The sequence below is a fragment of the Brevibacillus sp. SIMBA_040 genome (assembly GCF_046535075.1).
Taxonomy (GTDB): Bacteria; Bacillota; Bacilli; order Brevibacillales; family Brevibacillaceae; genus Brevibacillus.
In genome coordinates this window covers 105,934-131,828 of sequence record NZ_JAWRXI010000012.1, presented here as the reverse complement: position 1 = coordinate 131,828, position 25,895 = coordinate 105,934, and the positions used below count along the sequence as shown (strand labels likewise).

28 protein-coding genes are annotated in these 25,895 nt (G+C 48.5%); 19 read left to right on the top strand and 9 right to left on the bottom strand.

Annotated features, from left to right (window positions below; all coding sequences use genetic code 11):
• Positions 1 to 36: 36 nt before the first annotated feature.
• From SB752_RS20845 to SB752_RS20820, 6 genes are all read left to right on the top strand, one after another.
• A complete protein-coding gene (locus tag SB752_RS20845; protein ID WP_410717474.1) occupies positions 37 to 1,128 on the top strand; it encodes a PAS domain-containing sensor histidine kinase in 1,092 nt (363 codons plus the stop codon).
• Positions 1,103 to 1,759, top strand: coding sequence for a response regulator (locus SB752_RS20840; protein ID WP_049742385.1), 657 nt, complete (start codon positions 1,103 to 1,105; stop codon positions 1,757 to 1,759). Before SB752_RS20845 ends, SB752_RS20840 begins: the two co-directional genes overlap by 26 nt.
• A complete protein-coding gene (locus SB752_RS20835; protein WP_410717473.1) occupies positions 1,752 to 2,255 on the top strand; it encodes a DUF4367 domain-containing protein in 504 nt (167 codons plus the stop codon). Before SB752_RS20840 ends, SB752_RS20835 begins: the two co-directional genes overlap by 8 nt.
• A 486-nt stretch (positions 2,256 to 2,741) precedes the next feature.
• Positions 2,742 to 2,906 (top strand): cytochrome c oxidase subunit 2A, encoded by a 165-nt coding sequence (locus SB752_RS20830; RefSeq protein WP_103108133.1) that lies wholly within the window; start codon positions 2,742 to 2,744, stop codon positions 2,904 to 2,906.
• Positions 2,907 to 2,929: 23 nt separating this feature from the next.
• Complete coding sequence (locus SB752_RS20825; protein ID WP_103108132.1) at positions 2,930 to 3,397, top strand: cytochrome c oxidase subunit II; 468 nt, start codon at positions 2,930 to 2,932, stop codon at positions 3,395 to 3,397.
• A 17-nt stretch (positions 3,398 to 3,414) separates the two neighbouring features.
• On the top strand, positions 3,415 to 5,088 hold the full coding sequence (locus SB752_RS20820) for a b(o/a)3-type cytochrome-c oxidase subunit 1 (protein ID WP_410717472.1): 1,674 nt from the start codon (positions 3,415 to 3,417) through the stop codon (positions 5,086 to 5,088).
• Between the two features lie 233 nt (positions 5,089 to 5,321).
• Here the strand turns inward: SB752_RS20820 and SB752_RS20815 are convergent, their stop codons facing one another.
• Positions 5,322 to 6,074, bottom strand: coding sequence for a glucose 1-dehydrogenase (locus tag SB752_RS20815; RefSeq protein WP_410717471.1), 753 nt, complete (start codon positions 6,072 to 6,074; stop codon positions 5,322 to 5,324).
• A gap of 123 nt (positions 6,075 to 6,197) precedes the next feature.
• Here SB752_RS20815 and SB752_RS20810 point away from each other — a divergent pair, with 123 nt between their 5' ends.
• A complete protein-coding gene (locus tag SB752_RS20810) occupies positions 6,198 to 6,830 on the top strand; it encodes a nitroreductase family protein (protein ID WP_410717470.1) in 633 nt (210 codons plus the stop codon).
• Here SB752_RS20810 and SB752_RS20805 read toward each other — a convergent pair.
• Positions 6,814 to 9,093: a transporter substrate-binding protein gene (locus SB752_RS20805; protein ID WP_410717469.1), complete on the bottom strand. Its 2,280-nt coding sequence runs from the start codon at positions 9,091 to 9,093 to the stop codon at positions 6,814 to 6,816. The genes SB752_RS20810 and SB752_RS20805 overlap by 17 nt on opposite strands.
• A gap of 287 nt (positions 9,094 to 9,380) precedes the next feature.
• Between SB752_RS20805 and SB752_RS20800 the strand changes: the two genes are divergently transcribed.
• Both SB752_RS20800 and SB752_RS20795 read left to right on the top strand, forming a co-directional pair.
• Positions 9,381 to 9,560, top strand: coding sequence for a hypothetical protein (locus SB752_RS20800; RefSeq protein WP_410717468.1), 180 nt, complete (start codon positions 9,381 to 9,383; stop codon positions 9,558 to 9,560).
• Positions 9,557 to 10,975 carry an amidase gene (locus SB752_RS20795; RefSeq protein WP_410717467.1) on the top strand — a complete coding sequence of 473 codons (1,419 nt, stop codon included), beginning with the start codon at positions 9,557 to 9,559 and terminating at the stop codon, positions 10,973 to 10,975. Before SB752_RS20800 ends, SB752_RS20795 begins: the two co-directional genes overlap by 4 nt.
• A gap of 32 nt (positions 10,976 to 11,007) precedes the next feature.
• Here the strand turns inward: SB752_RS20795 and SB752_RS20790 are convergent, their stop codons facing one another.
• The 3 genes from SB752_RS20790 to SB752_RS20780 form a co-directional block, all read right to left on the bottom strand.
• Positions 11,008 to 12,408: an ATP-binding protein gene (locus tag SB752_RS20790; protein WP_410717526.1), complete on the bottom strand. Its 1,401-nt coding sequence runs from the start codon at positions 12,406 to 12,408 to the stop codon at positions 11,008 to 11,010.
• Positions 12,395 to 13,105 carry a response regulator transcription factor gene (locus SB752_RS20785; protein ID WP_103108125.1) on the bottom strand — a complete coding sequence of 237 codons (711 nt, stop codon included), beginning with the start codon at positions 13,103 to 13,105 and terminating at the stop codon, positions 12,395 to 12,397. Before SB752_RS20785 ends, SB752_RS20790 begins: the two co-directional genes overlap by 14 nt.
• Positions 13,106 to 13,175: 70 nt before the next feature.
• Entirely contained in the window at positions 13,176 to 14,543 is a 1,368-nt protein-coding gene (locus SB752_RS20780) for a VCBS repeat-containing protein (protein WP_410717466.1), read from the bottom strand.
• Between the two features lie 180 nt (positions 14,544 to 14,723).
• Here SB752_RS20780 and SB752_RS20775 point away from each other — a divergent pair, with 180 nt between their 5' ends.
• From SB752_RS20775 to rpmG, 3 genes are all read left to right on the top strand, one after another.
• Positions 14,724 to 15,680 carry a hypothetical protein gene (locus SB752_RS20775; RefSeq protein WP_410717465.1) on the top strand — a complete coding sequence of 319 codons (957 nt, stop codon included), beginning with the start codon at positions 14,724 to 14,726 and terminating at the stop codon, positions 15,678 to 15,680.
• Between the two features lie 166 nt (positions 15,681 to 15,846).
• On the top strand, positions 15,847 to 17,055 hold the full coding sequence (locus tag SB752_RS20770; protein ID WP_410717464.1) for a GTP-binding protein: 1,209 nt from the start codon (positions 15,847 to 15,849) through the stop codon (positions 17,053 to 17,055).
• 21 nt (positions 17,056 to 17,076) lie between these two features.
• The gene (rpmG, locus tag SB752_RS20765; protein ID WP_103108121.1) at positions 17,077 to 17,226 is read left to right on the top strand and encodes a 50S ribosomal protein L33; all 150 of its coding nucleotides are present in this window, start codon (positions 17,077 to 17,079) and stop codon (positions 17,224 to 17,226) included.
• 80 nt (positions 17,227 to 17,306) lie between these two features.
• On the opposite strand, the gene SB752_RS20760 is transcribed toward rpmG, so the two are convergent.
• Positions 17,307 to 18,473 (bottom strand): cation:proton antiporter, encoded by a 1,167-nt coding sequence (locus SB752_RS20760; RefSeq protein ID WP_410717463.1) that lies wholly within the window; start codon positions 18,471 to 18,473, stop codon positions 17,307 to 17,309.
• Positions 18,474 to 18,736: 263 nt separating this feature from the next.
• On the opposite strand from SB752_RS20760, the gene SB752_RS20755 reads away from it, so the two are divergent.
• The gene (locus SB752_RS20755; protein ID WP_410717462.1) at positions 18,737 to 19,099 is read left to right on the top strand and encodes a cupin domain-containing protein; all 363 of its coding nucleotides are present in this window, start codon (positions 18,737 to 18,739) and stop codon (positions 19,097 to 19,099) included.
• Positions 19,100 to 19,156: 57 nt separating this feature from the next.
• On the opposite strand, the gene SB752_RS20750 is transcribed toward SB752_RS20755, so the two are convergent.
• The 3 genes from SB752_RS20750 to SB752_RS20740 form a co-directional block, all read right to left on the bottom strand.
• Positions 19,157 to 19,291 (bottom strand): hypothetical protein, encoded by a 135-nt coding sequence (locus SB752_RS20750; protein WP_268811895.1) that lies wholly within the window; start codon positions 19,289 to 19,291, stop codon positions 19,157 to 19,159.
• Between the two features lie 29 nt (positions 19,292 to 19,320).
• The gene (locus tag SB752_RS20745; RefSeq protein WP_410717461.1) at positions 19,321 to 19,611 is read right to left on the bottom strand and encodes a hypothetical protein; all 291 of its coding nucleotides are present in this window, start codon (positions 19,609 to 19,611) and stop codon (positions 19,321 to 19,323) included.
• 108 nt (positions 19,612 to 19,719) lie between these two features.
• Positions 19,720 to 20,133 (bottom strand): Lrp/AsnC family transcriptional regulator, encoded by a 414-nt coding sequence (locus tag SB752_RS20740; protein WP_410717460.1) that lies wholly within the window; start codon positions 20,131 to 20,133, stop codon positions 19,720 to 19,722.
• A 117-nt stretch (positions 20,134 to 20,250) separates the two neighbouring features.
• On the opposite strand from SB752_RS20740, the gene SB752_RS20735 reads away from it, so the two are divergent.
• The 6 genes from SB752_RS20735 to SB752_RS20710 all read left to right on the top strand — a co-directional run bounded on the left by SB752_RS20735 (position 20,251) and on the right by SB752_RS20710 (position 25,837).
• On the top strand, positions 20,251 to 21,009 hold the full coding sequence (locus SB752_RS20735) for an MBL fold metallo-hydrolase (protein ID WP_410717459.1): 759 nt from the start codon (positions 20,251 to 20,253) through the stop codon (positions 21,007 to 21,009).
• Positions 21,010 to 21,489: 480 nt separating this feature from the next.
• Positions 21,490 to 22,083: a winged helix-turn-helix domain-containing protein gene (locus SB752_RS20730; RefSeq protein WP_410717458.1), complete on the top strand. Its 594-nt coding sequence runs from the start codon at positions 21,490 to 21,492 to the stop codon at positions 22,081 to 22,083.
• On the top strand, positions 22,080 to 22,343 hold the full coding sequence (locus SB752_RS20725; protein ID WP_410717457.1) for a hypothetical protein: 264 nt from the start codon (positions 22,080 to 22,082) through the stop codon (positions 22,341 to 22,343). Before SB752_RS20730 ends, SB752_RS20725 begins: the two co-directional genes overlap by 4 nt.
• 41 nt (positions 22,344 to 22,384) lie before the next feature.
• Positions 22,385 to 22,966 (top strand): ATP-dependent Clp endopeptidase proteolytic subunit ClpP, encoded by a 582-nt coding sequence (gene clpP / locus SB752_RS20720; RefSeq protein ID WP_410717456.1) that lies wholly within the window; start codon positions 22,385 to 22,387, stop codon positions 22,964 to 22,966.
• 20 nt (positions 22,967 to 22,986) lie between these two features.
• The gene (locus SB752_RS20715; protein WP_410717455.1) at positions 22,987 to 24,006 is read left to right on the top strand and encodes an NAD-dependent epimerase/dehydratase family protein; all 1,020 of its coding nucleotides are present in this window, start codon (positions 22,987 to 22,989) and stop codon (positions 24,004 to 24,006) included.
• A 142-nt stretch (positions 24,007 to 24,148) separates the two neighbouring features.
• A complete protein-coding gene (locus tag SB752_RS20710) occupies positions 24,149 to 25,837 on the top strand; it encodes a methyl-accepting chemotaxis protein (RefSeq protein ID WP_410717454.1) in 1,689 nt (562 codons plus the stop codon).
• Positions 25,838 to 25,895 lie beyond the last annotated feature (58 nt).

Below are 25,895 nucleotides of genomic sequence, written 5' to 3'. Positions count from 1 at the left end.
AATAGCGTTAAGATATTGTCCGCAAGGAGGAGCGCCATGGGTACGTGGAAAGAAGAGCTGGGTACGTCTAGTGAAGCGATTTCTCTTATTCAGTCCATCTTTGCCAACGTGAGTGACGCGATCATGGTGATTGACCGTGATGGATTGATTGTAAAAGTGAATGCTGCTTTGGAGCAGATGACGGGCTGGACGGAAGAAGATCTGGTCGGAGCGAAACACATATGTGAGATATGTCGCGGAATGGCGACGTGCATGGAAGAGTCTACTTGTACGGACTGCTTTTTCAAACAGGTGCAAATGCCGTCCTTCGAAATGCGATTACGCACAAAGGAAGGCAAGGAGTTCCCTGTAGCGGCAAGCTCTGCGCAGCTGCCAAAAGAGTCAAACGGCAAAATGGTAATGATTCTGCGTGATATGTCAGTACAGCAAAGGGCTGAAAAGGAGCGCTACCAAAACAAGCTGACCAATTTTGCGATCCAGGCACAGGAAGAAGAGCGCAAGCGTATCTCCCGCGAGCTTCATGATGGGGTAGGTCAGGCGCTGTACAGTATTTTGGTCGGGCTGAATGTCGTCGGGCAAGGGAACTTGAGCGATCCGATCAGGCAGCACGTCACAGATTTGCTGCACATGACTTCCAAAGCGATGGAAGAGGTGAAGCGGATGGCTCTGGAGCTGCGTCCGTCCGCTCTCGACGATCTGGGCTTGTTGCCGGCATTGCGCTCGCTGATGAAACGGGTGGAGAAGAGCTTTAACATTCAGGTAGAGCTGCATACACAAGGGACGCGTCGCAGATATACGGCAGCAATGGAAACAGCCTTGTACCGGATTGTTCAGGAAGCTATGACCAACACCGCTAAGTATGCTCAGGCGAGCCAGCTTGGCATCGTGTTTGAAGACAGGGAAAAAGAAATCGTAGTGACAGTAGTAGATGACGGTATCGGCTTTGAGGTAGACAAGGCTCTCAATACAGGCAAGGGCCTTGGGGTATTCGGAATGAAGGAGCGTGCCCAACTGCTCGGGGGGACGGTAGATATCCGTTCTGCTCCGAATGAGGGTACGACCGTAATTGTACGGATTCCGTTGCCAAAGGAGGGGATAGAAAATGACCATTCGCGTGTTAATCGCTGACGACCATGCCATCGTGCGATCTGGCTTGGGCATGCTCATCAACGCCCAGGCAGACATGGAAGTTGTCGCGTATGCCGCTGACGGCAAAGAAGCATGTGAAAAAGCGTGGGAGATTCGGCCTGACGTCGTGCTGATGGACCTGAGCATGCCGCCAGGTGAAAATGGATTGACGGCAACAGCCAGACTGAAGGAAACAGCGCCTGAAATTCAAGTGCTCGTATTGACTATGCACGACGATGAGGAGTATTTGTTCCGTGTCCTCCAGGCAGGAGCGGCAGGCTATATTTTAAAAAGCGCACCTGACCTCGACCTGATCGCTGCCATCCGTTCGGTGAACAACGGCATGGCTTATTTATACCCGTCTGCAACGAAGTCCTTGATAGAGGAGTTTTTGCAGATGGTCAAAAACGGCGAAGAGCAGGCGAAATACGAAATCCTGACCGACCGGGAAAAAGAAGTGCTCGTCCTCATCGCCAAAGGCTTCAGCAACAAGGAAATCGCCGAGCAGCTAACCGTCTCGGTCAAAACAGTCGAGTCACACAAGGCACATATCATGGAAAAGCTGCACCTGCGCACACGCCCCGATCTAGTAAGGTATGCGATTAAAAAAGGCTGGCTAGATTTTGAATAGAATAATTCTTATTGTTGTGTTTGCAATGGCTTTGGTCGGCTGTGCATCCAATATTAGTGTGGAACCCATGAAAAACCTAGGTTTTTCCGTGTATAGCCCAGAATACATTCCAGAAGGTTTTACTGTGAATACACAACTAGATAGTGACAAGCAGGGGGTTCTGGTCACCTATGCAAAAGAAAAAGAGTACATCGAGATAATACAGAAATTAGGATCCACATATATGTACACAAATCTTGTTAGGAATTACTTTAACAAGCTAGCAAATAAAAGCATCGAGAAAGAAGACCCTATGTTTGAATATCTTGAAATTGGAGATTTTGCAGGCGAAGTAAATACTTCCTTACAAGCACAAAACATTTTCAACTATGTATTTGTTCCTAAAGAAATACTGCAAGAAACAGTTGATATAAAAAGCATCCCTTACTATGAAATCCAATCGAATATTGATCGTGACGAAGTTCTAAAGTTGATCAAAAGTTTAAAGAAAGATTAATTAAATTCCTATCCAATACCGCAACCAAGCGTCTGAGAGATAATGCTCAGACGCTTTTCACGTATTTAGGCCACGAACATCGGTGACAGCTCGCAGAGGAAACGGGAGAAAAAAGCGAAGGTCTTTGGGACCCAGACCAAGCCGTAGTGGAAAAAGGGAAACACGCCATTAAGCGTCCACCTTGAAAAAGCTCCCTGAAACGGGCCACTTTGGACGCGGTTTCCCTTTTTCCATGGAGGCGTCCAGTAAAATCCCCCAAGCTAGGGTCCCAAGTACCTGGAGCGTTTTCTCCCGTTTCCTCCCCTCCACGACAGCCCGCCGAACACTGGTTTTATGTCCAACTTGTGTCCGAAACCACCGAATATCAGGAGTTTCCCCGACCATTTTAGGGGATTTCCCCGAATTACTTCCAACTAGACCCAGCGGTAGAATGAAGGCGTAAAGTAACCACGCCCCACAAGGGCACTAGGAAAGGAGGAGAACGCGATGGAGACGCAAACAAACACTCCGGGTCAAACAAAGAAATCCAAACAAGAAAAGACCCAGCCGGAGGAAAACCTGAAAGGGACGTTTGCTGCCGTGCTAATCGTCGGAGGTATTATTCTCCTCAGTTGGTTTGGTGTATTCGGTCTTTTCCTGGAACGGGCATAAGAGGATAGAGAAGGAGGGTACTTATGCATTTGCATCGTTTTGAAAAAATTTGGTTGATGCTTGGCGCAGGCGGCTTGGCCTTGTTTATTGTCTTATTGTGCGTCAATGCATTCGCGATGGGGATGGCTCCGCCAAGTAACATGGAAATGATTGATCCAGAAAAAGTAATGGAGACACCTCCTTTTGATAAGCCAGGTTTAAAGCAGGTAGGGGAAAAGGAATTTGACGCCTACATGACAGCCTTTGCGTTTGGTTTTTCTCCCACGAAAATGGAAGTAGCAGTTGGCTCTACGGTAAATTTCCACGTTACCAGTCCTGATGTTATCCACGGCTTTCAAATCCCTGAGACAAACGTCAACTTCATGGTGTTGCCAGGACATATCAGCTCTGCCACCTATACGTTTGACAAACCGGGCGAGTACTTGATTCTTTGCAACGAGTATTGTGGAGCAGGTCATCAGGTGATGGCGACTACAATTATTGTGAAATAAAAGGTAGGTGATAATGGATGGTAATCGCACGAAAAGAAGAGACAAAGATCTCACATGCTCCGATCGCACCAGCAACGGCAAAGCTGAGTCTGGCTTATGTCTGGGTAGCGTATGTGGCATTCGGACTCGCAGCATTGGCGGGAATGCTGCAAGGGATGGTGCGCGGCGGCATCATGGAGCTGCCTAGCTGGACGAACTACTATCAAATTTTGACTGCGCACGGTGTATTGATGGCACTTATTTTTACCACGTTTTTCATCGTTGGATTTATTTTCTCAGGTGTTGCTCGCACGACAGGCGGTGCTTTGCACGGTACAGCACTGAAGCTGGGCTGGATTGGATGGATTATGATGGTGGTTGGTACAGCGATGGCTGTCGTCACCATTTTAAGAAATGAAGCTTCGGTATTATACACCTTTTACGCACCGCTAAAAGCGTCGCCTTACTTTTACATCGGCGCAGCGCTGCTGGTAGTTGGTAGCTGGATTGCGGGTATCAGTGTCTTTACGAGCTATCGCAAATGGAGACGGGAAAACAAGGGGCAAATGTCCCCACTGTTCGTTTTCATGGCAGTAACCACCTATATTATGTGGATTATCGCTACGCTTCCTGTAGCTGCAGAAGTATTGTTTCAGCTTATTCCGTGGTCGCTTGGACTCACGCCAACGATTAACGTCATGCTTAGCCGCACCTTGTTCTGGTTCTTCGGACATCCGCTCGTATACTTCTGGTTGATGCCTGCTTACATGGCATGGTATGTATGTATTCCACGAATCATCGGCGGACACGTATTCAGTGACTCGCTCAGCCGTCTCGCCTTTATTTTGCTGTTGCTGTTCTCGATCCCTGTAGGCTTCCACCATCAGCTGATGGAGCCAGGTATCTCGGCAGGCTGGAAGATGATTCACGTAACACTCACACTGATCGTCGTTATACCATCGTTGATGACAGCCTTCTCGATGTTTGCGATTTTTGAAACGTCTGGACGTAAAAAAGGCGGAGTAGGGCTGTTTGGCTGGTTCAAAAAGCTGCCTTGGACGGATGTTCGCTTTTTCGCTCCATTCGTCGGTATGCTGTTCTTTATCCCTGGTGGAGCTGGAGGAATTATTAACGCAAGTAACCAGATTAACGCCGTCGTTCACAATACGATCTGGGTAACAGGTCACTTCCATATCACAGTAGGTGCCGCAGTTGCCATGACATTCTTCGGGGTCAGCTTCTGGCTGGTTCCAGCCCTGACAGGTCGCACGTTGACAAAAACGGCAAATCGCATGGCAATGGTGCAAACCGTATTTTGGGCAGTAGGGATGTTCCTCATGTCCCTGGCGATGCATACCATGGGCTTGCAAGGAGCACCGCGCCGTACTGATTACACGACATACATGGATCATCCGCTTGCACTTGGCTGGATGGACTACCAACGCGTAATGGCTTTTGGTGGCGGACTGCTATTTGTATCGGCGATCCTCATGATCTTGATTTTGTTGTACCTGACCTTTTACGCACCAAAAGGAAATACCGAGTATCCGATTGGAGAGACAGAAACCAAGCAGGACGTTCCTCGTATTCTGGAGCGTTGGCCTGTATGGGTCGGACTGGTCGCATTCCTGATTATTCTGGCGTACGGTTATCCGATTATGGAGCAAATCCAGCATCAGGCACCGGGCTCGCCTCCATTTAAAACCTGGTAATCCATTGGGGGATGAAATAGTAGAAAGCCACTTCGTGTTAGACCACGAGTGGCTTTCTTTTGTGTCAATAATTCAGGGCAGCCAATTCGGTAAAGGCGAGAATCAGATACCCGATAGCAAGCAACCAGAGTGCGATAAGCCTGAGATCTTCTTCTTCAAAAGGCATACTACTGCTCCTCCTTTATCTCTTGGTATAATCAAGATATTCAACAGGAGGGGCATTGGTTTAGTTTTTAAGGGAGGTAAATCATCTTGCGCGTCATTCCGCCATCGATGACAAGCTCCGTTCCCGTAATAAAATCATTGTCCTTTTGTGTCAGGAACAGACAAGCGCGAGCGATATCATCAGGGGTGCCTACACGACCAGCAGGATGCTGTTCATGATCTTCGGGACGTAAAAGGGAGTAGTCGCCCGTTTCAATCCAGCCGGGTGAAATCGCATTTACCCGAATGCCATCAGGACCGAGAGAGACAGCTAACGCATGTGTCAGAGCGAGAATGCCGCCTTTGGAAGCAGCGTAGGCCTCGGTATTAGGCTCAGACATATGGGCGCGCGTTGACGTCAGATTAACGATAAAACCGTGTTTTTGCTGGCGCATGATTTTGGCAGCTTCCCTGGACGCGAGGAACACACTGCGCAGATTGGTATTTAGGATGGAATCCCAAGCGTCTACCGTCAGATCATAGGGAGATTCCCATTTGGTCACACCCGCATTATTAATCAAAACATCGAGCCTGCCGTGGCGTTCAAAAACCGTTTGCATCAGCTGTTCAATCTCTTCTGGCTGACTCACATCAATTTGATAAAAGGTAGCGCTGTCGTCAGAGGTTTGCGAGTTGATCCTATGTGCGACTGCTTCTCCAGTATCACGATTGCGTTCGGCGACCACTACATGTGCGCCGCAAGAGGCATACATTCTGGCGACAGCCCGGCCAATTCCGTGACCTGCACCCGTGACGATGACAATGTTATCCGTGTATCTCATGGAATCCTCCTTCAAACAATAAGGCTATATGCACAAAAAATATAGTTGCAAATCGTTCCTAACTATATTAAAGTAAGTTTCATCAATTTCACATGTTATTACTCGTAGGAGGTACAGATACACATGCAAACTGAACTCAAATGGACAACCGAGCAAGTAATGGAAGCGCGTCATAGCGTACGTAAATACGATCCTACCGCAACGATTCCTCAAGGCGAGCTGAACGAAATCTTGCGTCTGGCAGCAAGTGCACCTTCTTCCTGGAACCTGCAACACTGGCGCTTCCTCGTAGTGACTGATCCAGCGATAAAAGAAAAATTGCTCCCGATCGCATACAATCAGCAGCAAGTAGTGGATGCATACGCCACCATCATTATATTGGGCGATTTGGAAGCAGACAAGTCGGCACGTCTAGTGTATGACGAGGCTGTTGCAAACGGTCTTATGAACGAATCTGTACGTGACACGATGATTGCGCAAATCGAAGGTGCTTACAAATCGAACCCGGAGATTGCCCGTGACGAAGCCATCCGCAATTCTTCGTATGCAGCGATGCAGCTGATGCTTGCTGCAAAAGCAAAAGGCTATGACACATGCCCAATGGGTGGATACAACCGTGATGCTTTGATCAAGGAATTGAATATCCCGTCCCGCTTTTTGCCAACATTGATGCTGACCGTTGGCAAAGCAAGCGTGCAGGCACATCCGACAGCGCGTTTTGGTCTGGACCAGCTGGTGATCAATAATAGCTTTTAATTTTTCGATATAACGTACTTCTGGCAATGCCCAGAAACTGTGATGCTTCCGTTACTGATTTTGTTTTTTGCAGTGCTTGCTCGATGACTTGTCTTTCCAGGCTTTTCAATGAGTTGGATCGGGCAGGCTGCTGCAAAATATAATCTCCGCTTCTCATGCTGGGTGGCAAATACTCCAGCGTTATTTCCGATTGTTCCTGCCTTGCTAATAGAAAAGCACGTTCAATCACATTACGCAGCTCGCGAATATTTCCTGGCCATGGGTAATGCACAATGGAATGCAGCGCCTCTTTCTGAAAGGATTGAGGACCATCTCCATAGGTCAGGAAGCATTCGTGTATAAATTCCTGGCAGAGGTGCTCGATGTCTTCCGGTCGTTCCTTGAGGGGAGGAATTGTGATCGACAAGACATTCAGCCGGTAAAACAGATCAGGACGAAACGAGTGAGTGATGGCAATTTCCTGTGGGAGATTGCGGTTAGTGGCTGCAATGATCCGTACGTTGATCGCACGCTCTCTGGACTCGCCAAGCCTCATAATTTTCTTCGATTCAATCACACGAAGGAGCACCACCTGAAGCTCCAGCGGCATATCCCCAATCTCGTCCAAAAAGATCGTGCCATTATGCGCCGCCTCAAATTTCCCGATTGCCCCGCCTTTTTTAGCTCCAGTAAAAGCCCCATCCACAAACCCAAACAACTCGCTTGCAATCAAATCCTTTGGCAACAAAGCTGTGTTCACTGCTATGAAGGGTCCGTTTCTGCGATCGCTTTCCCGATGGATCGATTCAGCCATTACTTCTTTACCTGTCCCGGTTTCTCCCAGAATCAACACATTGGCAGAGGATTGTGCAGCCAGCCTGGCTATTTCCAGCTCTCGTTGATAGCCGAGATGTACCGTCTGGACACGACCGAAACGAGAAGCTCGTAGAGTAGGGAGCACAGTGGTCATTCTTGGCTTCAATAAATAAAACTGGTAATTCTGCTCGCGATGGGCAGTGACCAAAAAAGCTTGGTGCATCGTTTGGAGCATAGCGGGCGTGATTGATTGCCCGAGGGTAAACGATGTCAGCTCTTCTGCCTTGCTGCTCATATACATGACAGTTCCTTGCTCAGATACGACGAGTACAGCCTCCTCGCTTATTTGCCCCCATGCTTTTAAAGCCAATTCATGCAAGGGAGGGGAGGGCTTGATACTTGCGGGAAAAGGTCTCGGCAGTATATTTCGCTCCGAATCCCACACGATCTCAAACTGACCGTTGGGTAGAGATTTCCCGATTTTCACTGGGCGTGACAAGTGGCGATGAGGCGCATCTACCTGCATCGTTCCACATGCCGTTTCAAATGTCTTTTTGCTCATATGCTCATAAATTTTCCGATGGTTGGTACTCTTCGCCTCCACGATCGTGTCCAATACCATCTTCGTTCCAAGATACGTGTTATACATGACAGAGGAGATCGCGCGTCTCTCTCCTGTGAATTGTTGAAAACAACGGATAAATGCCAGATTTTCCGGAGTAGGCAGGGATTGAAAATAGCTGGCAGAGCTGTAATGACCAGCACCATATTCCGCGCCAATCGCTTCCAGCTCAGTTTCTTTCGTAATCGGACTAAAAATCGGGACTCTTTTACGCTTTGCCCCTATGCGATGGTGATCACGGTAAAAAGGAATAATGCTTCTTCCAACGAGGGTGGAGAAAATAGCATCCGGCTCCTGGGATAGAATATCGCTCCATACGTCTTGAAAATGCTGATGTCCAAATGGGACGTAATACTCCTTTACGACTGCACCGTTGCGAGCATGTAAAAATGAATGCACCTGCTGATTCGTTTCACGCGGGTAGATATAATCTGTACCGATGCAATATACCTTTTTTCCGTAGTGGCATGTCAAATAATCCAGTAACGTATGTACCTGCTGATTCGGTAATTCTCCGGTATAGATCACGTTTGGGTGACATTCCTGTCCCTCATATAAAGTGGGATAGACTAGAAGGCAATTGTATTTTTCCAGTACCGGTAGAATCGCTTTTCTGCAGGCAGATGTGTAGCATCCGATGAAGATCTGGACGCCTTCTTTTGCCATCGATTCTGCTTCCTGTGCACTTTTTCTCGGATCGGAACAAATATCACGAACGATCGCTTCTATTTGGTATGGTCCATGGCTACCTTCTTCGATGGCCAATCTAGCTGCATCACATTGTCCTTTTTCGGTGAGCGCAGTTGTGCCTGTTAACGAAAACAATAACCCCACTTTAATATGCACGTGATCCCTCCGTTTCATCTTGTCTCACTTTGAGAAAGCCGTCTCACATTGGGACGAGCAGTCAAACTACATTTATCATATAACAAAAATCAGAATATTTGTTATTTATGTTTTATATTGCAACACCGTTTCATTTGCCATGCTTGTCCTGTCAAAGGCGGGCAATTGGCATGATAGTTGCGACTACCATAGCTTCAAAGAGAAAGGAGGATGGCGGGTTCAGTAGAGAAGACAGCGAATAATTTTTTCAAAAGTTTTCGACCGCACAAAAAGGAGGAGGACTTGCATTGAAATTATTTATTCTTGATGTCTTGGAAAGCAAAGGTGTGACGGTTCCGAGAGAGCACCTGGATGAGCTGGCTACGCGCTGGCAAGCGATTGAAAACTTAAAGAGGGAAACGGAGCAAGCGCTATTGGATGATTACGATATCGCCCTGCGCAACATTCCAGGAGGTGATCACGCTTGAGTAAAGAGCTGGTTGGCAAATCGGTCGAAGAGTTGGCGCCTCTGATTGAAAAGAGGGAAGTCTCCTCGTTGGAATTGACGCAAGCGGTATTGGATCATGCTGAGACGCTTAATCATACAGTGAATGCCTATATCAGCTTTACGAGGCAGAAGGCGGAAGAAACAGCGGAAATGGTAGATCAGGAAATAGCGATAGGCAATTATCGCGGGATGTATCACGGCATCCCGATGGGTATCAAGGATAATTTGTACTTTAAAAATGAAGTAACCACGATGGCCTCCAAAATTCATCGAAATTTTGTATCCGACTACGATGCAACGATCATCGCAAAGATGAGAGAAGCGGGCATCGTCTTTACCGGAAAATTGAATATGCACGAGTATGCGTGGGGAATTACGAATAACAACCCTCACTTCGGAGCATGCCGCAATCCGTGGAATCTCGAAAGAATCCCAGGCGGCTCCAGCGGCGGATCAGGTGCTGCCATCGCTGCTGATATGAGTGTAGCCACACTGGGTACTGATACGGCGGGTTCGATCCGTATCCCGTCTTCAGCGTGCGGCATTGTAGGCTTGAAGCCGACGCATGGTCGTGTCAGCAAATACGGCTGTTTCCCGCTCGCATGGTCCCTGGATCATATCGGTCCCATGACGAAAACAGTGAGGGACGCTGCTGGATTGCTGGAGATTATTGCGGGCTATGACCCGAATGATCCGACCTCGGTCAATGCACCTGTCAGCCAATATACAGCGGCGCTCACGGGAGATGTGAGCAATCTAGTTATCGGTGTCAATGAAGAGTATTTCTTCAAAAATGTAGATGCAGGCGTCGAAAAGCTGGTGAGGGCTGCGATTCAATCACTTGTCGATCAGGGCGCGAGAGTAGAGGAGGTCAGCATTCCGTCGCTGAAATATGCGGAGTATGCGGAGATGATCACGATTTTGTCAGAGGCTGCGGCTATCCATCATCGGGATTTGCTCAAGCGTCCGGACGATTTCGGATCAGATATTCGCCTGCTGTTTGAGCTGGGTGAGATTCCTTCAGCAGTTGACTATTTGCAGGCACAACAGCTGAGAAGACAAATTAAACAGGACTTCCAAAAAATCTTTGAAAAAGTAAACGTCTTGCTGGCACCGACTTTGCCACTCATCGTTCCGAACATTGGGGACAATGAAGCTGTAATTAATGGGGAAAGGGTTGATTTGATTGACCATATTATTCGCTTTACAGGACCGGGCAATTTGTCGGGTCTCCCTGCGCTGACGGTTCCGTGCGGATTGCATGACGGTATGCCAGTCGGCTTGCAAATTTTTGGACCAGCCTTGCAGGAAGGAACTGTATTGAATGTAGGGTATGCGGTTGAAAAAACAAACCCTTTAAAAGGGAAAAAGCCGGGGCTGGTCGGATCTGTGTAAAAAAGAAGGGTAGGGAGCTGCAACGGCTCATCCTACCCTTTCTTATCCTTTTCCATCGGCAAATCGACTGCGATGCTCGTTCCGTGACCTACAGAGCTGCTGACGTGAAATTGGCCGGCATGCAGCTGAATGATTTCTTTGCAAATGGCAAGCCCTAGACCGCTTCCTGACTGCTTCGAGCGCCCTTTGTAAAACTTTCTGGTGATGTGTGGCAAATCCTCGGTGTCAATGCCCTCTCCCGTATCAGTGACGGTAATAATGGCTCTGTCCGCGGAAGCTTCGGCTGAAACGGTGATGGAGCCGCCCGATGGGGTGAATTTAAAGGCATTATCCAATAAGTTGACAAAGACCTGCTTGAGTCGGTTGGGGTCGCCCATGACAAGTAGTGGCGATGAGGGAAGCTCCAGATGCAGGTCCACCTGTTTTTCCTGTGAACGAATAGCAAATTGTAGATGCAAATCATCCAGTACATCCCGTATATCCATTCGCTCCTGGCATAGCTTCATTTCTCCCGATTGAAACTTGGAGAAGTCCAAAAGCTCCTCGACCAAGCCGATGAGTCGATCAGTTTCTTTGGAGATGACCTCCAGCCCGAGCATGGTTTCTTCCGGTTCGTCCAGCCCCCCGGAGATCAGCGTTTCACCCCAGCCCTTGATTGAGGTTAGGGGTGTCCGCAGCTCATGGGAAACGGAGGAGATGAAGTCATTTTTCAGCTTTTCATTTTTGCCGATCTCAGCCGCCATGTAATTGAAGGCATCAGCTAGTGTTCCGACTTCATCGTCATAGCGTTTGGTGGCTCGGGTAGTAAAGTTGCCTTTTGCCATTTGCGCCGCGGCTTTGGTCAAATCCTTGATCGGATCTACAATGCGCTTGGCAATCAATAAACTGAGTGCAAAGGCCAGGATGACCACGCCAGTCCCGACTCCAGCACCGTACAAGGCGATCCGATTTACTGCATGGTAGAGCGGTTCTGCAGAGATCGTGTAGCGTAATACACCGATGTACTCATTGGCAAAAAGGAGCGGATTGGACACAGCGATAATCCGCTCTTTTGTTTTCGGGTTTTTCCCGATATGAAGTCCGGATTGACCCTTCAGGGCATCAATGACATCAGGAGTTTGGATGATTTCGCCCGTTTGAAAGCCGTACGAGTTGAGGATGACCCTTCCATCCATGTCCAATACTTCAACCTTGGCGTACTCTTGATTCGAAACGTTCTCGAGAATATATCGTGCTTTGTCTTTGAGCGAATAGCTCGTGGTGTACTTATTGATAAAGTTGGTAAAAGTCGTGGTACGAGTCACTAATGCCTCAGTAGCGGTTCCGAAATAGTAGGAGTGAACCGCCCAATAGAACAATCCTTCGAGCAATAGAACAATCAAGAGGAGGATCAGGCCGAAATAAACAACGAGCCTGGTCCTAATTCCTTTCATCATGAGTGTCCTTTCGCCATAAGTACCCGTACCCCCAAACGGTCTCCAGGAAGGCGGGATGGGCTGGGTCCTGCTCGATTTTTTGACGGATACGCCTTATATTCACATCGACAATTTTCAGATCCCCAATAAAGAACTGTCCCCAGACTGCTGTCAAAATCTCATCGCGACTAATCGCTTTATTGGCATTTTCAGCGAGCAGCTTAATAATCGCAAATTCTTTTGGCGTCAAAACGATTTCCTGATCGCCCCGAATCAGCTTCCGTTCGTCCAAGAGCAAGGTGAAAGGGGAGATATCGATTTCATTTCGATGCTCCGCGATAATCGTTACAGGAGCGAGTCGGCGGTGCAGAGCTTTGATTCTTGCCAGCAGCTCAGCTGGGCTAAACGGTTTTCCTACGTAATCGTCTGCACCAAACTCCAACCCCATCACTTTGTCCAGCTCCTGACTTTTGGCTGTCAGCATGATGATCCCGAGACGAGGATATTTTTTGCGTAACCGACCGCAGACCTCGAAGCCGTCGATGCCCGGCAACATCACATCTAAAATTGCGATGTCGATATCAGCTTGGCTCTCAGCGATCTCCAATGCTTCTTCGCCAGTTGCTGCTTCGACCACTGTGTAGCCTTCCCGTTTTAGATTGATGCGGACAAAGTCGCGAATCGATTTTTCATCTTCCAGCAGTAATACCTTCATAAGTGATTCCCCTTGCTATTGATTAGGTTGCTGTCATTTCCATAGGTGCTTATAGGACGTCCAGCGGTTATTACATCGGCATGGATACCGGTTTGTAATGCTTGCGAACTTCATCAGGTGTCAGCAGCAGGGATTTGTACTCTTGCTTGGCAGACTTCCCAAGATTAGGGGTGACTTGCGGCTGGATGGCTACCAGCACCTGCTTGGTTGCCTCTTTCAGCACAATATAGGGCACCTGCTTTTGTTTCAGCATGCTCTCGAATTTGGCCCACTCTTTCGTTGGGACAGTCTGCAAAGTAAGCAGCTCAGCCTTTGTCTTTCCGTTATCGGCATAGAAAAAGAAACGTGTAAGCATGGAATTCGGGTCTTGGGCTGAGGAGGTGATTGTGTATTTTCCTTCCCATTTGTCAGGAATGCGGAAATCATACCCCATTAAAAAGTTTTGGTAGTGCTCTTCAATCGGCTTCAGTCCAGACATTTGATCCCATTGAAAATAAGAAGACACCCAGGGAATCTCGGCCATCGACAAATCATCGGTTCCCGGAGGCTGGGTCGTTACCCCAATCTCTATGATGCCATCCCCGTTAATATCCTCACTATACAAGGAATACGGCTTAAAAGTCAGGTCCATCTCTCCGTCAATTTTGGCTAGCGGGTTGTGCAGCACTCCCTCATCCCACACTAACAATTCAGTAGAAGCAGAATGCGCCCCAAGCCCCGCCTCGATAAATAACCCGTTTTGAGTAGGAGAGGCCTTTCCAATAATTGCCTGTTCATATCCGTTAATTGCGCCTTCCAGCGGCAGCTCTGTCAGCTTGGCGAGTTTTCCGTCCTTAGCACCGTAGATATCTACTTTGGATGTAAAGTTGTTATGGTCGTGCAGGACGAGTGCTAAATCAGAGAGGCCATTGCCTGTGAGATCACCTACCGCCATGACAGAGTACGGCTGTTTGATTAGCTCTTGAACCTGTCCTTGGGTAATGGAGTATACGGAAAGCTCTTTATTCAGATTCTCGCCTCCGCCAAGGCCAATCAGCATTTCGGGCAATTGATCTCCGTTCAGGTCCTCGAACGTGACGTAGTCCAGCTCGCTGCCAATTCCCGTAAAAGTGGCGAGCTTTGCCCAGTTGCCTTGCTTTTGAGAGAGCACGAGCACACCGATTTCGTAATCGGTTTTTTCTGTTTTAAAAAAGGCAACGACTTCTGGATTGCCATCTCCCGTCAAATCCTGGAGAGTAACTGCGCTCGCCTCACTGGGGTGGAGCGGCACGGTCAATTGAGACCCGGGAGGCAAGAACTGCATAACGGCTTGATTAATTGATTTTTGATCGCCATCTGCTGTTGGAGCGCGCATCAATTCATTTGGTGTATCAGTAAATCCGCATCCGCCAAGCATCGCGGCGAGAAGCACGGCAGAGTAAAGCCAGGCCTTTTTCATTCGATCTGTTCCTTTCCATAGATGTATCCATTTGACTCTATTGTAGCCTGACCATCTGTGAAAGTTGTTGCAAACCGGTAAAAAAGTGCTAAGAAACTTAGGAAAATTTACTAGCAACATTTCCCCTGATTTTTCCGTTTAAGAAGTGGGGAGAGGGAAGTAAAAAAGGAGGACGATATTATGAAAAAAGGGTTAAAAACCTTGGCAGCTATCCTGTGTAGTAGCGGGCTTCTGATTGCTTCTGGCTTGGGAGTCGATAAAGCTTTTGCGAATACAGCAAAAACACAACCATATGCCTCGATGGTCTTATTGCAATCTCAGCATAACATTCCATTTTCCATACAGTTTCTTGATGGATTCAAGGTAAAGGTAACGAATAATCGGACAAAAGCAGTGAGTACATTCGATGTATCTGCCAACAAATCAGAGTATTTCAGCTTGGGCATCTATCAAGGAGATGGCAAGCTGCAAAAAAACACTACAGGCTTTGCGCAAAAGCTCGTTCAGCTAGTGCCTTTTACGGATGCAAATGGCAACCTGCGCTGGAAGGGTCAGCAAACCCTTTGGGGTGTGAATGGCGAAGATCGGATTGCAGTAGCAACGAGTGTGTGGAACATCGTGAATGATCAGCCGCAGCTTCTCGGCGTAACCGTCAACCAGGGAGATTGGGACAATATGCCTTCGCCTGACGTTGAAATCAACAGCGGATTTAGCATGAGGCGGGATACTACCTTCGTGCTCGATACCAAGTATGCTGATGTAACGGGAGACGGAGTAAAGGATCACATTTTTTTGATCGGTGATAAAATGGGAAGCGCAATGAATATTGTTGCCGAGGATCTGCGAATTGTGGTTCGCGAAGGAAAGCATAATAAGCAGATCGTTGTTTCAGTCGGAGAGCAGAATAGTGGTATTCTCCCTAAGCTGTTTATTGGTGATGCCAATCACGATCAAGTCCCGGACATCCTTGTAACGATGCCGACCGCGACTGGCAAGAATTACAGTCTGTTTACATGGAAGGACAATCATCCAGCGCCAGTTGTGGAGCAGCAGAAGCTGAATGATCGCGGCGTATACCAACCAGTGAACGGTATGTATGGAGAAGCCATTTCGATGAATCTGATCAAACAGAAGTGATGTAGAAAAACCCTCGTTTCAACGCGAAAAGGGGGTTTTTCGTTGTCTTTTTTGGCTTGTAAATCGTAAATATTACGTTTTGTATTGACGCGCTCACTTTGTATACGATAGTATAACGATTAAATCGTAATTGTTACGTTTTAAAAACGAAAAGGAGATTACTTTCATGAACGATACAAGAATTCCGGTTACAGTTCTGAGCGGTTATTTGGGTGCTGGAAAAACGACTCTGCTGAATCATGTACTGAACAATCGGGAAGGGCTGCGCGTTGCCGTTATCGTGAACGACCTGAGTGAGGTAAACGTGGATGGTGCGCTTATTTCTCAAGGCGGCGGGCTCTCTCGGGTCGAGGAAAAGGTCGTGGAAATGTCCAATGGCTGCATCTGCTGCACGCTACGGGAGGATTTGCTGACGGAGGTAGAGCGACTTGCGCTGGCAGGCGTATATGACTACATATTGATCGAGTCTACAGGTATTGGTGAGCCCGTGCCTGTTGCCCAAACCTTTACGTATGTAGATGAAGAAAACGGAATTAATCTGTCAGCCCTATGCCGTCTCGATACGATGGTAACGGTGGTTGATGCCTATCGTTTTTGGCATGACTTTTCCTCTGGAGACAGCTTGCTCGACCGAAATCAGGCGGTGGGGGAAGAGGATACTCGTGAAGTGGTGGACCTTTTGATTAGCCAAATCGAGTTTTGTGACGTCCTGATTCTCAATAAATGCGATATGGTCGCGCCGGAGGATTTATTGCAGCTGGAAGGAGTTTTGCGCAAGCTGCAGCCGAATGCTCGTCTGATCCGCTCCAAACGGGGACAGGTGGACCCACACGAGATTTTGAACACAGGTTTGTTTGATTTTGAGCAGGCTAGCCAATCGGCAGGCTGGGTGATGGAGCTGCAAAAGGAAGAGCATACACCGGAAACAGATGAATATGGCATCTCCTCCTTTGTCTATCGCGGACACAGACCTTTTCATCCCGAGCGTTTTAGTGAATGGCTGACAGCCTGGCCTGAGGAAGTCGTTCGTGCAAAAGGATTTTTTTGGCTGGCGACCCGCAATGATTTGGCGATGACTCTGAGTCAGGCAGGTCCTTCTATTGAGATTGGCACCGCAGGCTATTGGACGGCGGCGTTGCCGGAGGAAGAGAGGCTGGCAGTTTTGGCGGACGACCCTGACTGGAGAACGACATGGGACGAAGAACATGGGGATCGGATCACCGAGCTGGTATTCATCGGGATTGAGCTGGATCAGGAAGCGGTAGAAGAGCAGCTAGATGCTTGTTTGTTGACGGATGAAGAATACGCATCTGACTGGAGCGAGCTGCCAGATCCGTTGCCGACAGCAGACACGGTTGTAGAGACAGCTGTATAACGTATAAACAGGAGGGATATTATGCGGGTCAATATCACGCTACAGTGCACAGAAACGGGAGATCGCAATTACATTACGACGAAAAATAAGCGCAGCCATCCCGAACGTCTGGAATTAAAGAAGTATTCCCCGCGTTTAAAGCGCTACACTTTGCACCGGGAGACGAAATAAAAACAAGAACAGGCAGTTCCTGTTTGTCCGTAGACGAGGGAACTGCCTGTTTTTTACTGTATAAGAATATAGAGGTTTTTTTACGCGTTCTTTTTCAGAGCTGGTGACTCTGTTCCTTGGTGCTTGTCGGAGAACAGCCATTTCATCATCGGTGGGGTTACGATCGTGGTCACGAGTACAACGACGATCAATACGGCGAACATGTCCTCGGTCAGCAGGTTGCTTTCCAACCCGATGGCAGCAATGATCAATGCAACCTCTCCACGTGATACCATGGCTGCTCCGATTGCCATTGAATTTTTCCACGGGAACCCGGACAGCTTAGCCCCAATGGCACCACCTACGAGTTTGGAAATGATTGCCACAATACTCAGAATCACAATCAGCCACAGATTTTGCACGATTCCGTAAAACTGTGCGGTTACTCCGATCGAAGTGAAAAAAACAGGGACGAAGATGGAGTAGCTGATCGTCTCAACCTTGCTTGCTACCTCGTGTCTATAATTAGTCAGGCTGATGGCAACGCCTGCGATGTACGAACCGATGATGGCTGCGACACCTGTGTATTCTGCGAAGTAGGCGAACAGGAAGCAAATAATCAGTCCAGCTGAAATCACGGATTCTGTGACTTGCAGCGGAGCGAATTTTTTTAATACCCACGGAACCACTTTCCAGGAGAGCAGGATAATCACGGCGAAGAAGGCTACCTTTTTCAAAATAACCATGCCTAGATTCACGTCTCCGCCCGCAAAGCTCATAAGGAAGGCGAGTGCCAAAATCACAAGAACATCATCGATAACAGCGGCCCCCATGATCGTAGCGCCCTCTCTCGACTTTAGCTTGCCCAATTCCTTCAAGGTTTGTACAGAAATACTTACGCTAGTCGCAGAGAGCAGGAGTCCCAAAAAGATGGATTCAACGGAGGACAGTCCCATCGCGATCCCAGCACCATAGCCTAGAGCCAGGGGAACGATGATACCCGCAACTCCTACGTTGGTAGAGGCTTTGGCTGTACGCTTGAATTCATTGATATCGGTTTCCAATCCGGCAATGAACATGAGGAGGATGACACCAATCTGGCTAATTTCCTTGATGATTTCTGTGTCTGTCACCAGCCCCAAAACGGTAGGTCCGAGAACAATCCCGATCAACAGCTTGCCAAGCACAGACGGTTGACCCAGCCGGACGCTGATGTCCCCGGCAATTTTGGAGGCAATCAGGATGACTGCTAATTGAAAAATGAGCATGTAGTTTCCCCCTTTAGTCAAAATAAAAAGGAGCCTGTAATCACAGGCTCCTAAATGTCGACTGAAAAAAGACAAAAAGAACCCTATGATGACAGGCTCCTCCAGAAATACATAAGCTATTCAGTTGCTTTACGAAAACATTTTAACATGCTAGACAAATAAAGTAAATACAAACTGACAAACGGTTGGGGTTCGTGTCATGATAAGGCATAGATGCGATACGTGAAGCCATTGGACATGATATAAGCAGGAGGAGAATCGTTTTGACACCTGATCAAAAAGTAGAAAAAATCAGCAAGGCAAATGCAGAGCATTACATATGGGGAGAGCAGTGTGATGGATGGCATTTGGTAAAGGGGCAGGAGCTGAGCGTCATTCACGAAAGAATGCCGGGAAATACAGCAGAGGTCCGTCATTATCATGAAAGGTCACGCCAGTTTTTCTTTGTTCTCTCTGGAGTAGCAGTATTGGAGGTAGCGGGAGTAAGGCACACGCTATCTGCACAGGAAGGCGTGAATGTACCTCCCGGGGTAGCACATCAAATGAAAAATGAAGCTGCGGCTGATGTTGAATTCCTCGTGATTTCCCAGCCTACGACGAGAGGCGACCGCATCCATGTAGAATAGATGGAAAAAGCAAAACCCTGATCACAGCTGCGGTCAGGGTTTTGAATATTCTTGAAGTTATTTCATGTTCATAAAGTCGGACATAGCCGCGAAGGCGTCTGTTAAGGCGTGCAAGCTTTCCGCAGTTTGGTAAGCGAAAATAGGCAAACCTACAACAAACAATAATGCTTCTCCGATGTACTTGGCGATCATAAGATCTACCTCCTTTTGGTTTTGATCCATTATGCGGATAGAGCCAAAAATCGGTAACCGTATGTATCGGCATCGCTGTCTGAGTGCTGCATGCGCCGGAATATTCGCGAGCGCATCGGTTGCCTTGCCGCCATCGGGTAGGTTTCAATCATGCACGGATTGATGGGAGATTGATAAGTATCACTCTGTTGCCAATCCAAAGCCAGCTTTGTTGTGGGAATACGCCGTTTCAAATAGTAAAGCGACGTGAAGCATCCCGCAAACAGGGCGAGCAAGGCGAAGAAATCATCCACCGAAAGCAGCAATAGCAAGTCTTCCATGGCGATTCTCCCCCTTTCCTTTGCTTAAGAACGAGGTACCTTGTTCTTAGTATCCACCATTCTACTCCTGTTCACATAATCAGGCAATAGCGAAAAATACGGAGGTTCCTATTTGAGCTTTCCAAGCGACAAATTGACTCGGTAGTTGCCAAAGGCAAGTAATTCTTCCAAAAACGCATTCAACGCGTTCTGGTCTGGTACGCGGACAACGAGCAAATAGCAGCCCTCGCCGCTGATACGATGGGCACCTGTTACTTCGCTACGTTCTTTGGCAAAACGGATGAATGGCTGATGTTCTGTCGTCTTCATAAACATCGTAACCATTGCGGTAAGTGAAGGCCCCACTTTGGTATTGTCGATAAGCGTCGTATAGCCTGTAATAATTCCTTGTTCCTCCATACGCCTGATCCGGTTGCCGACTGCTTGGCCGCTCAAATGGACCTGTTCACCTATGTCCTTCCACAAAAGACGGCCATTTTCACGCAGTAGGGCAAGAATGGAGAGATCGGTCTGGTCGAGCATACTAATCTCCTTTCACGGTGAAAGTGCAGATGCCTGGTTTGTTTCGCGGCATCAGCGTGGAGCTCTGTACAATGAAGGTAATCCATTCTTATTATACCGACGAAGGAGAGATCTGACATGCATATTCAGCTGATCCGGCATGCTACGATAAAGTTTACGTACGGGGGACAGACTTTTTTGGTTGACCCGATGCTAAGTGCTGCGCATACGTTGCCAATGACAACAAATACGCCCAACCCGGTGGCAAATCCACTTGTGGAGCTGCCGTTTTCTGTGGAAGAAGTGCTGGAGGGTGTAGACGCTCTCATCGTGACGCATACACATCCAGACCATCTGGATGCGGAGGCGGTAAGCAAGCTGCCGAAGCATTTGCCGCTGTTCTGTCAGTTACCGGACGAAGAAAAATTGCATCAGCTTGGATTTGAACAGGTCATCGTTGTGGAGGATGAAACCAATTGGCAAGGCATCCAGCTCCGCCGAACAGGCGGACAGCATGGAACAGGAGAGATCGGGAAGCAGATGGGACCTGTCTCAGGATTTGTTTTGCGCGGAAAAGACGAACCGACGTATTACCTCGCGGGAGATACCATCTGGTGTGAAGAGGTAGAACAGACCCTCCAGATGGATCAGCCAAAAGTCATTACGTTATTTGGCGGAGCAGCTCGCTTTTTAGTAGGAGATCCAATCACGATGACCAAAGAAGACATAGAGAAAGTGGCACATGCTGCTCAGGGCAGTCAGATCGTCGTCGCTCATATGGAAACGTGGAATCACTGCCTGCTCAGCCGCAAGGAGCTGCGTGAGTATGTAGCCGCGAAAAATCTCTCCGGGCAAGTACACGTACCAGAGGACGGCGAAAGCCTAGATTTTGAATAAAACGTACCAGAGGACGGCGAAAGCCTAGATTTTGAATAAAACGTACAAGAGGAAAACGAGAAAACTCCGTTAAATCAACGGGGTTTTCACAGTTTTCAACGCTTTTTAATCTCCCCGTCCATCCCAACAAAAAATGCCTGACCACCCCCTAAGGCTGGGCCGAGAAAAAGGGAGAAATAAGCGAAGGTCTTAGGGACACCAACCGAGGCGGAGTGGAAAAAGCGGAACACGGTCTCAGACTCCAACCTTGAGGCGCTTCCATGACCCAGCTGCTTTTGGAGTCGGTTTCGCTTTTGAAACGCAGTCGGACAGGAATGACCCGCGAAGAAGTGGCCCTACGAACCTGGAGCGTTTTCTCCCTTTTTCTCCTCTCACCTTCAGTCCGAGCCAGGTATTTTTAGGCTCTCCCACCATTTGACAAATAAGATCTCACGTAATAAACTATTTTTACGTAAATCATTTATGTCATGAGGTGTTTTTGTGGCACATGAACAACTGGAATCGTATGTAGTCGAGACGCCGGAGCAAGCAATGGCACTATTGAATCCGCTGCGTGCGGAGATATTGAGCCGTCTGGTTGAGCCGGCATCAGCTGCCGAGGTGGCGCGTGGGATCAATGAAATTCCCCAGAGGGTGAATTACCATCTGAAGGCTTTGGAAAAGGTGGGGCTGGTTCGCCGAGTGGGAAGTCGTCAGGTGCGCAATCTGGTTGAGGTGCTGTACCTCGCGATTGCACGGACCTACGTGCTCTCGGAAGGCTTGAACTGGGCGAATGAAACCGTGCAGCAGATGAAGGATCAGGGAGCGCTGTCCCACCTGGTGAATACAGCAGAACGGATCAAGCGTGACGCCCTCCTGTTGATGGAGCGCTCCGATCAGGATCAAGAGATTCCGAGTGCCACGCTAGACACGAGCATCCGTCTCGCCAGTGCCGAGCAGCGCAGTGCTTTCGTGGAGGAGTACGTCTCTCTCGTGAACCAGCTCGTCGAAAAGTATCAGTCGAAAGCAAAAGGACAGGAAACGTATCAAGTGATTCTCGCCGTGTATCCAAAAGAAGGAGGAGAAGAGGCATGAAGGCAGAGGCAGCAGCAACAAGCAAGTCCAGACCTGTAGTCGTATGGGAAAGAAAACCAGAGCAGCAGCGAGGAAATGTGATTGCACTCCCGAACCGAAACACGCAGGGAGGTGCCAGCGAAGGCGAGTCTGTTGTGCAGACGTGGACAGTTGGTCCTGCCGACAGCCCTGCTGTGGTTACACAGGTCTCCTCTGGCTTTAGCCGAGTGGGCAGCAGTTTCTCTTCACCGCAAGCAAGCCGCATGAGTATGGCAGCGTAATCTAGTCTCTTCATTTTTGACACAAACAAGGAGGGTTTTTCATGAATCTGATTCCAGTAGTAGTAGAACAAACGAGCTATGGGGAGCGTTCTTATGATATATACTCTCGCTTGCTCAAAGACCGCATCATTTTTCTGGGGAGTGCCATAGATGATCAGGTGGCAAATGCCGTAGTAGCTCAGCTGCTGTTTTTGGCAGCAGAAGATCTAAAAAAGGACATTCACCTGTACATTAATTCCCCGGGAGGCTCTGTCACAGCCGGGATGGCGATCATCGATACGATGAAATTCGTTGCGCCTGATGTATCTACGATATGCACAGGCATGGCTGCTTCGATGGGGGCGATGCTGCTGGTAGCCGGAGCACCGGGCAAAAGGTTTGCGCTTCCGAATGCTGAAGTCATGCTTCACCAGCCTTGGGGCGGAAGCCAGGGGCAGGCGAGTGACATCAAGATTGCCGCCGATCGGATCATGAGACACCGAAACATGCTATATACGATCATTTCCGAGCGTACAGGCAAGACTGTCGAGCAAATTGAAAAAGACGCCGACCGGGATTACTTCCTGACCGCGGCAGAAGCACTTGAATACGGGCTGATTGATAAGGTGATTGAGAAGCTGTAGAGACAAAGGGAGGGGCAGGGATGAGGATTCTCTTATTGGGCGGGACACGATTTATTGGGCCACATGTGGTAAAAAGACTAGCAGAATACGGGCATGAGCTAGCGATTTTTAATCGGGGGCTTTCATCTGGTGAAGCCCCTCTGCCACAAGGAATGGTCTCGATTAAAGGAGACCGTTCCAAGCTGGGGGAGTATCGAGAAGCTTTCCAGTCATTTGCTCCTGATGTGGCCATCGATTTGTTTCCTTATACAGAAGCAGATGCTCACTTACTGATGGAGACATTTCAAGATTTGACCGGACGAGTGGTAGCGGTTAGCAGCTGTGATGTATATCGAGCCTTTGGACGAGTAAATGGAATAGAAACAGGCCCCGTAGAAGAAGGACCGCTCACAGAAGATTCCCCTCTCTGCCAAAAGCGTTATCCATTCCGTGGTGTTCGTGAAGACCGAAGTGATTATGACAAAGTCCTGGTTGAAAAGGTCGTGCTGAGTCACAAGCGTTTGCCAGGTACGATTGTGCGTCTGCCGATGGTGTACGGACCAGGTGATTACCAGCATCGCTTATACCCTTATTTGCAGCAGATGCGCGATGGCAGAAAAACGATCCTCATGGAAGAGGGCTTTGCCTCATGGAGCTGGGCACGCGGCTACGTAGAAGATATAGCAGAAGCCATTCGTCTGGCAGCTACGCATGACGTGGCCAAAGGTCAGATTTATCATGTGGCGGAGCCTGATTGTCTGACGATGAAGCAATGGATCGAAAGAATCGCGGCGCAAATCGATTGGCAGGGCGAAGTAATCAGTGTTCCTGCCGCAGATCTGCCGGTTCATCTCGTACCACAGATCAATCACCATCAGCACATCTGCCTGGATACAGGAAAAATCAGGCGAGAGCTCGGCTATCAGGAAACGATCACCGATCGGGAAGCCATGCGGCGAACCATCGAATGGGAAATCGCGAATCCTCCGGAAGGTGTCATGCAGATGATCAACTATACCGAAGAGGATGAAATCATAGCGCAGCTAGGCATTATGAAATAAACAGAGAGCCTCGTACATCGTGCGAGGTTTTTCTGCGTCGCAATTTTGGTTTGAATCAAAAGGGGACAGGGAAAGAGAAAGTGTATCGTTTCGACAATATTCGCAATGAATACATATCTTTCAACAACTAGGGGGTTGCGAATTGAAAATCAGAGCAAAATTTATCCTGTCCTTCGGTGTGATTCTCGCCACTATGTTCAGCTCAGGCATCTATATGTATATGCAAACAAAAATGCTTAACGACTCTTATGTAGAAATGATTGAGGACGGAGAACTGCTGACGGAGCTGCGAGAAATGCAGTTTGTTCTGACCGGCAGAAATAATGATGAACGGGCTTACCTGCTGACTGGCAAGGAAGAGTACACCGTAGAGATGAAAGAAAAAGCAGAGAAGGTTCAAGCTCTGTTTGGAAATTTGCAAGGCTATCAAAAACTGTCCGAACCGCAGCGTGAGCTATTAGGACAAGCAGAACAATTGTATACAGCGTATTTGGACGCAAGCAACAAAGCAGTAGATGCACTTCATCACCAAAACCGTGATGAAGCGATTGCGCAGCATTTTGGCAAGGAGCGCGAATCGCGAAAAGAGATGGACACGGTTGTTGCTCAGTTGGTAGAAGATGTGAATGCGGAAAAGAAAGCAGATGAGGCAGATCTAGTCGATCAGCAAGTGGTTTCCAAGGTTATTCAAATCTCCTTAAGCCTGGTTAGTATTTTGCTTGCAATCGTCTTTGCTGCTTATTTGGTACGCACCATTGTCTTGCCGCTGCAGCGTGTGAACAAGCAATTACAGGAGATTGCAGACGGGAACGGAGATTTGACACAGGAGCTGAAGGTATCGTCCAAGGATGAGATCGGGATGCTGGCTCAGTCCTTCAATCGGATGCTGGACAATTTGCGCCAGCTTATTCTGCAAATCAGAGGGCATGCGGAACAAGTGGCAGCCTCCGCTGAGCAGCTGACAGCGAGCTCGGAGCAAACAAGCAAGGCCACAGAACAGATTGCTGAAACGATTCAAGAAATGGCCGCGGGTACGGAACGACAAGCGCAAAACGTAGAGGACAGTCACCAGGAAGTAGAAGAGATGGCCGCGGGTATCGGGAAAATTGCAACACGCGCGCAGACCGTTACGGACACAGCGAATCGTACAGCAAAGCTGGCTGGTGATGGCAATCAGACAATCCAGCAAGCCGTCGTACAGATGAACGGCGTAGAGGACACTATGAAGAGCTTGACCCATTTGATGAATGGATTGGGCGAGCGCTCTGGGCAGATTGTCCAAATCGTGGAGCTCATTACCCAAATTGCCGGACAGACAAATTTGCTTGCACTCAACGCAGCGATAGAAGCAGCACGGGCTGGCGAGCAAGGACGAGGCTTTGCGGTTGTAGCCGATGAAGTAAGAAAGCTGGCAGAACAAGCTTCCTCATCTGCTCAGGAAATCACCCAGCTGGTCGAAGTCATTCAAAAGGAAACGCTCGAAGCCGTATTGTCTATGGAAAAGGGTGCCCAAGAAGTGACCGTCGGGATGGGAGGCGTCGTGCAGGCGGGTGAGGTCTTCTCCCACATTCGCGATGCGGTTTCCGGTGTAGCCAAAGATGTCCAGGACGTATCGGAAGCTTCCCGGACGCTGACAGATAGTACTCAAAAAGTAGCCCATTCCATGCAAATCATCTCGACGGTGACGCAAACTGCAGTCTCGCGTACTTTGGATGTGTCAGCGGCCACAGAAGAGCAGCTCGCGTCCATGGAAGAAATCCACACATCTGCCGCCTCTCTTGCCAAGCTGGCAGAGGATCTGGAAAAATTAATCGGTCGCTTTAACGCTTAACCAAATGTCAAAAGCCTCAAGCTGCATTTTTAAATAGCTGCTTGAGGCTTTTTTTGCT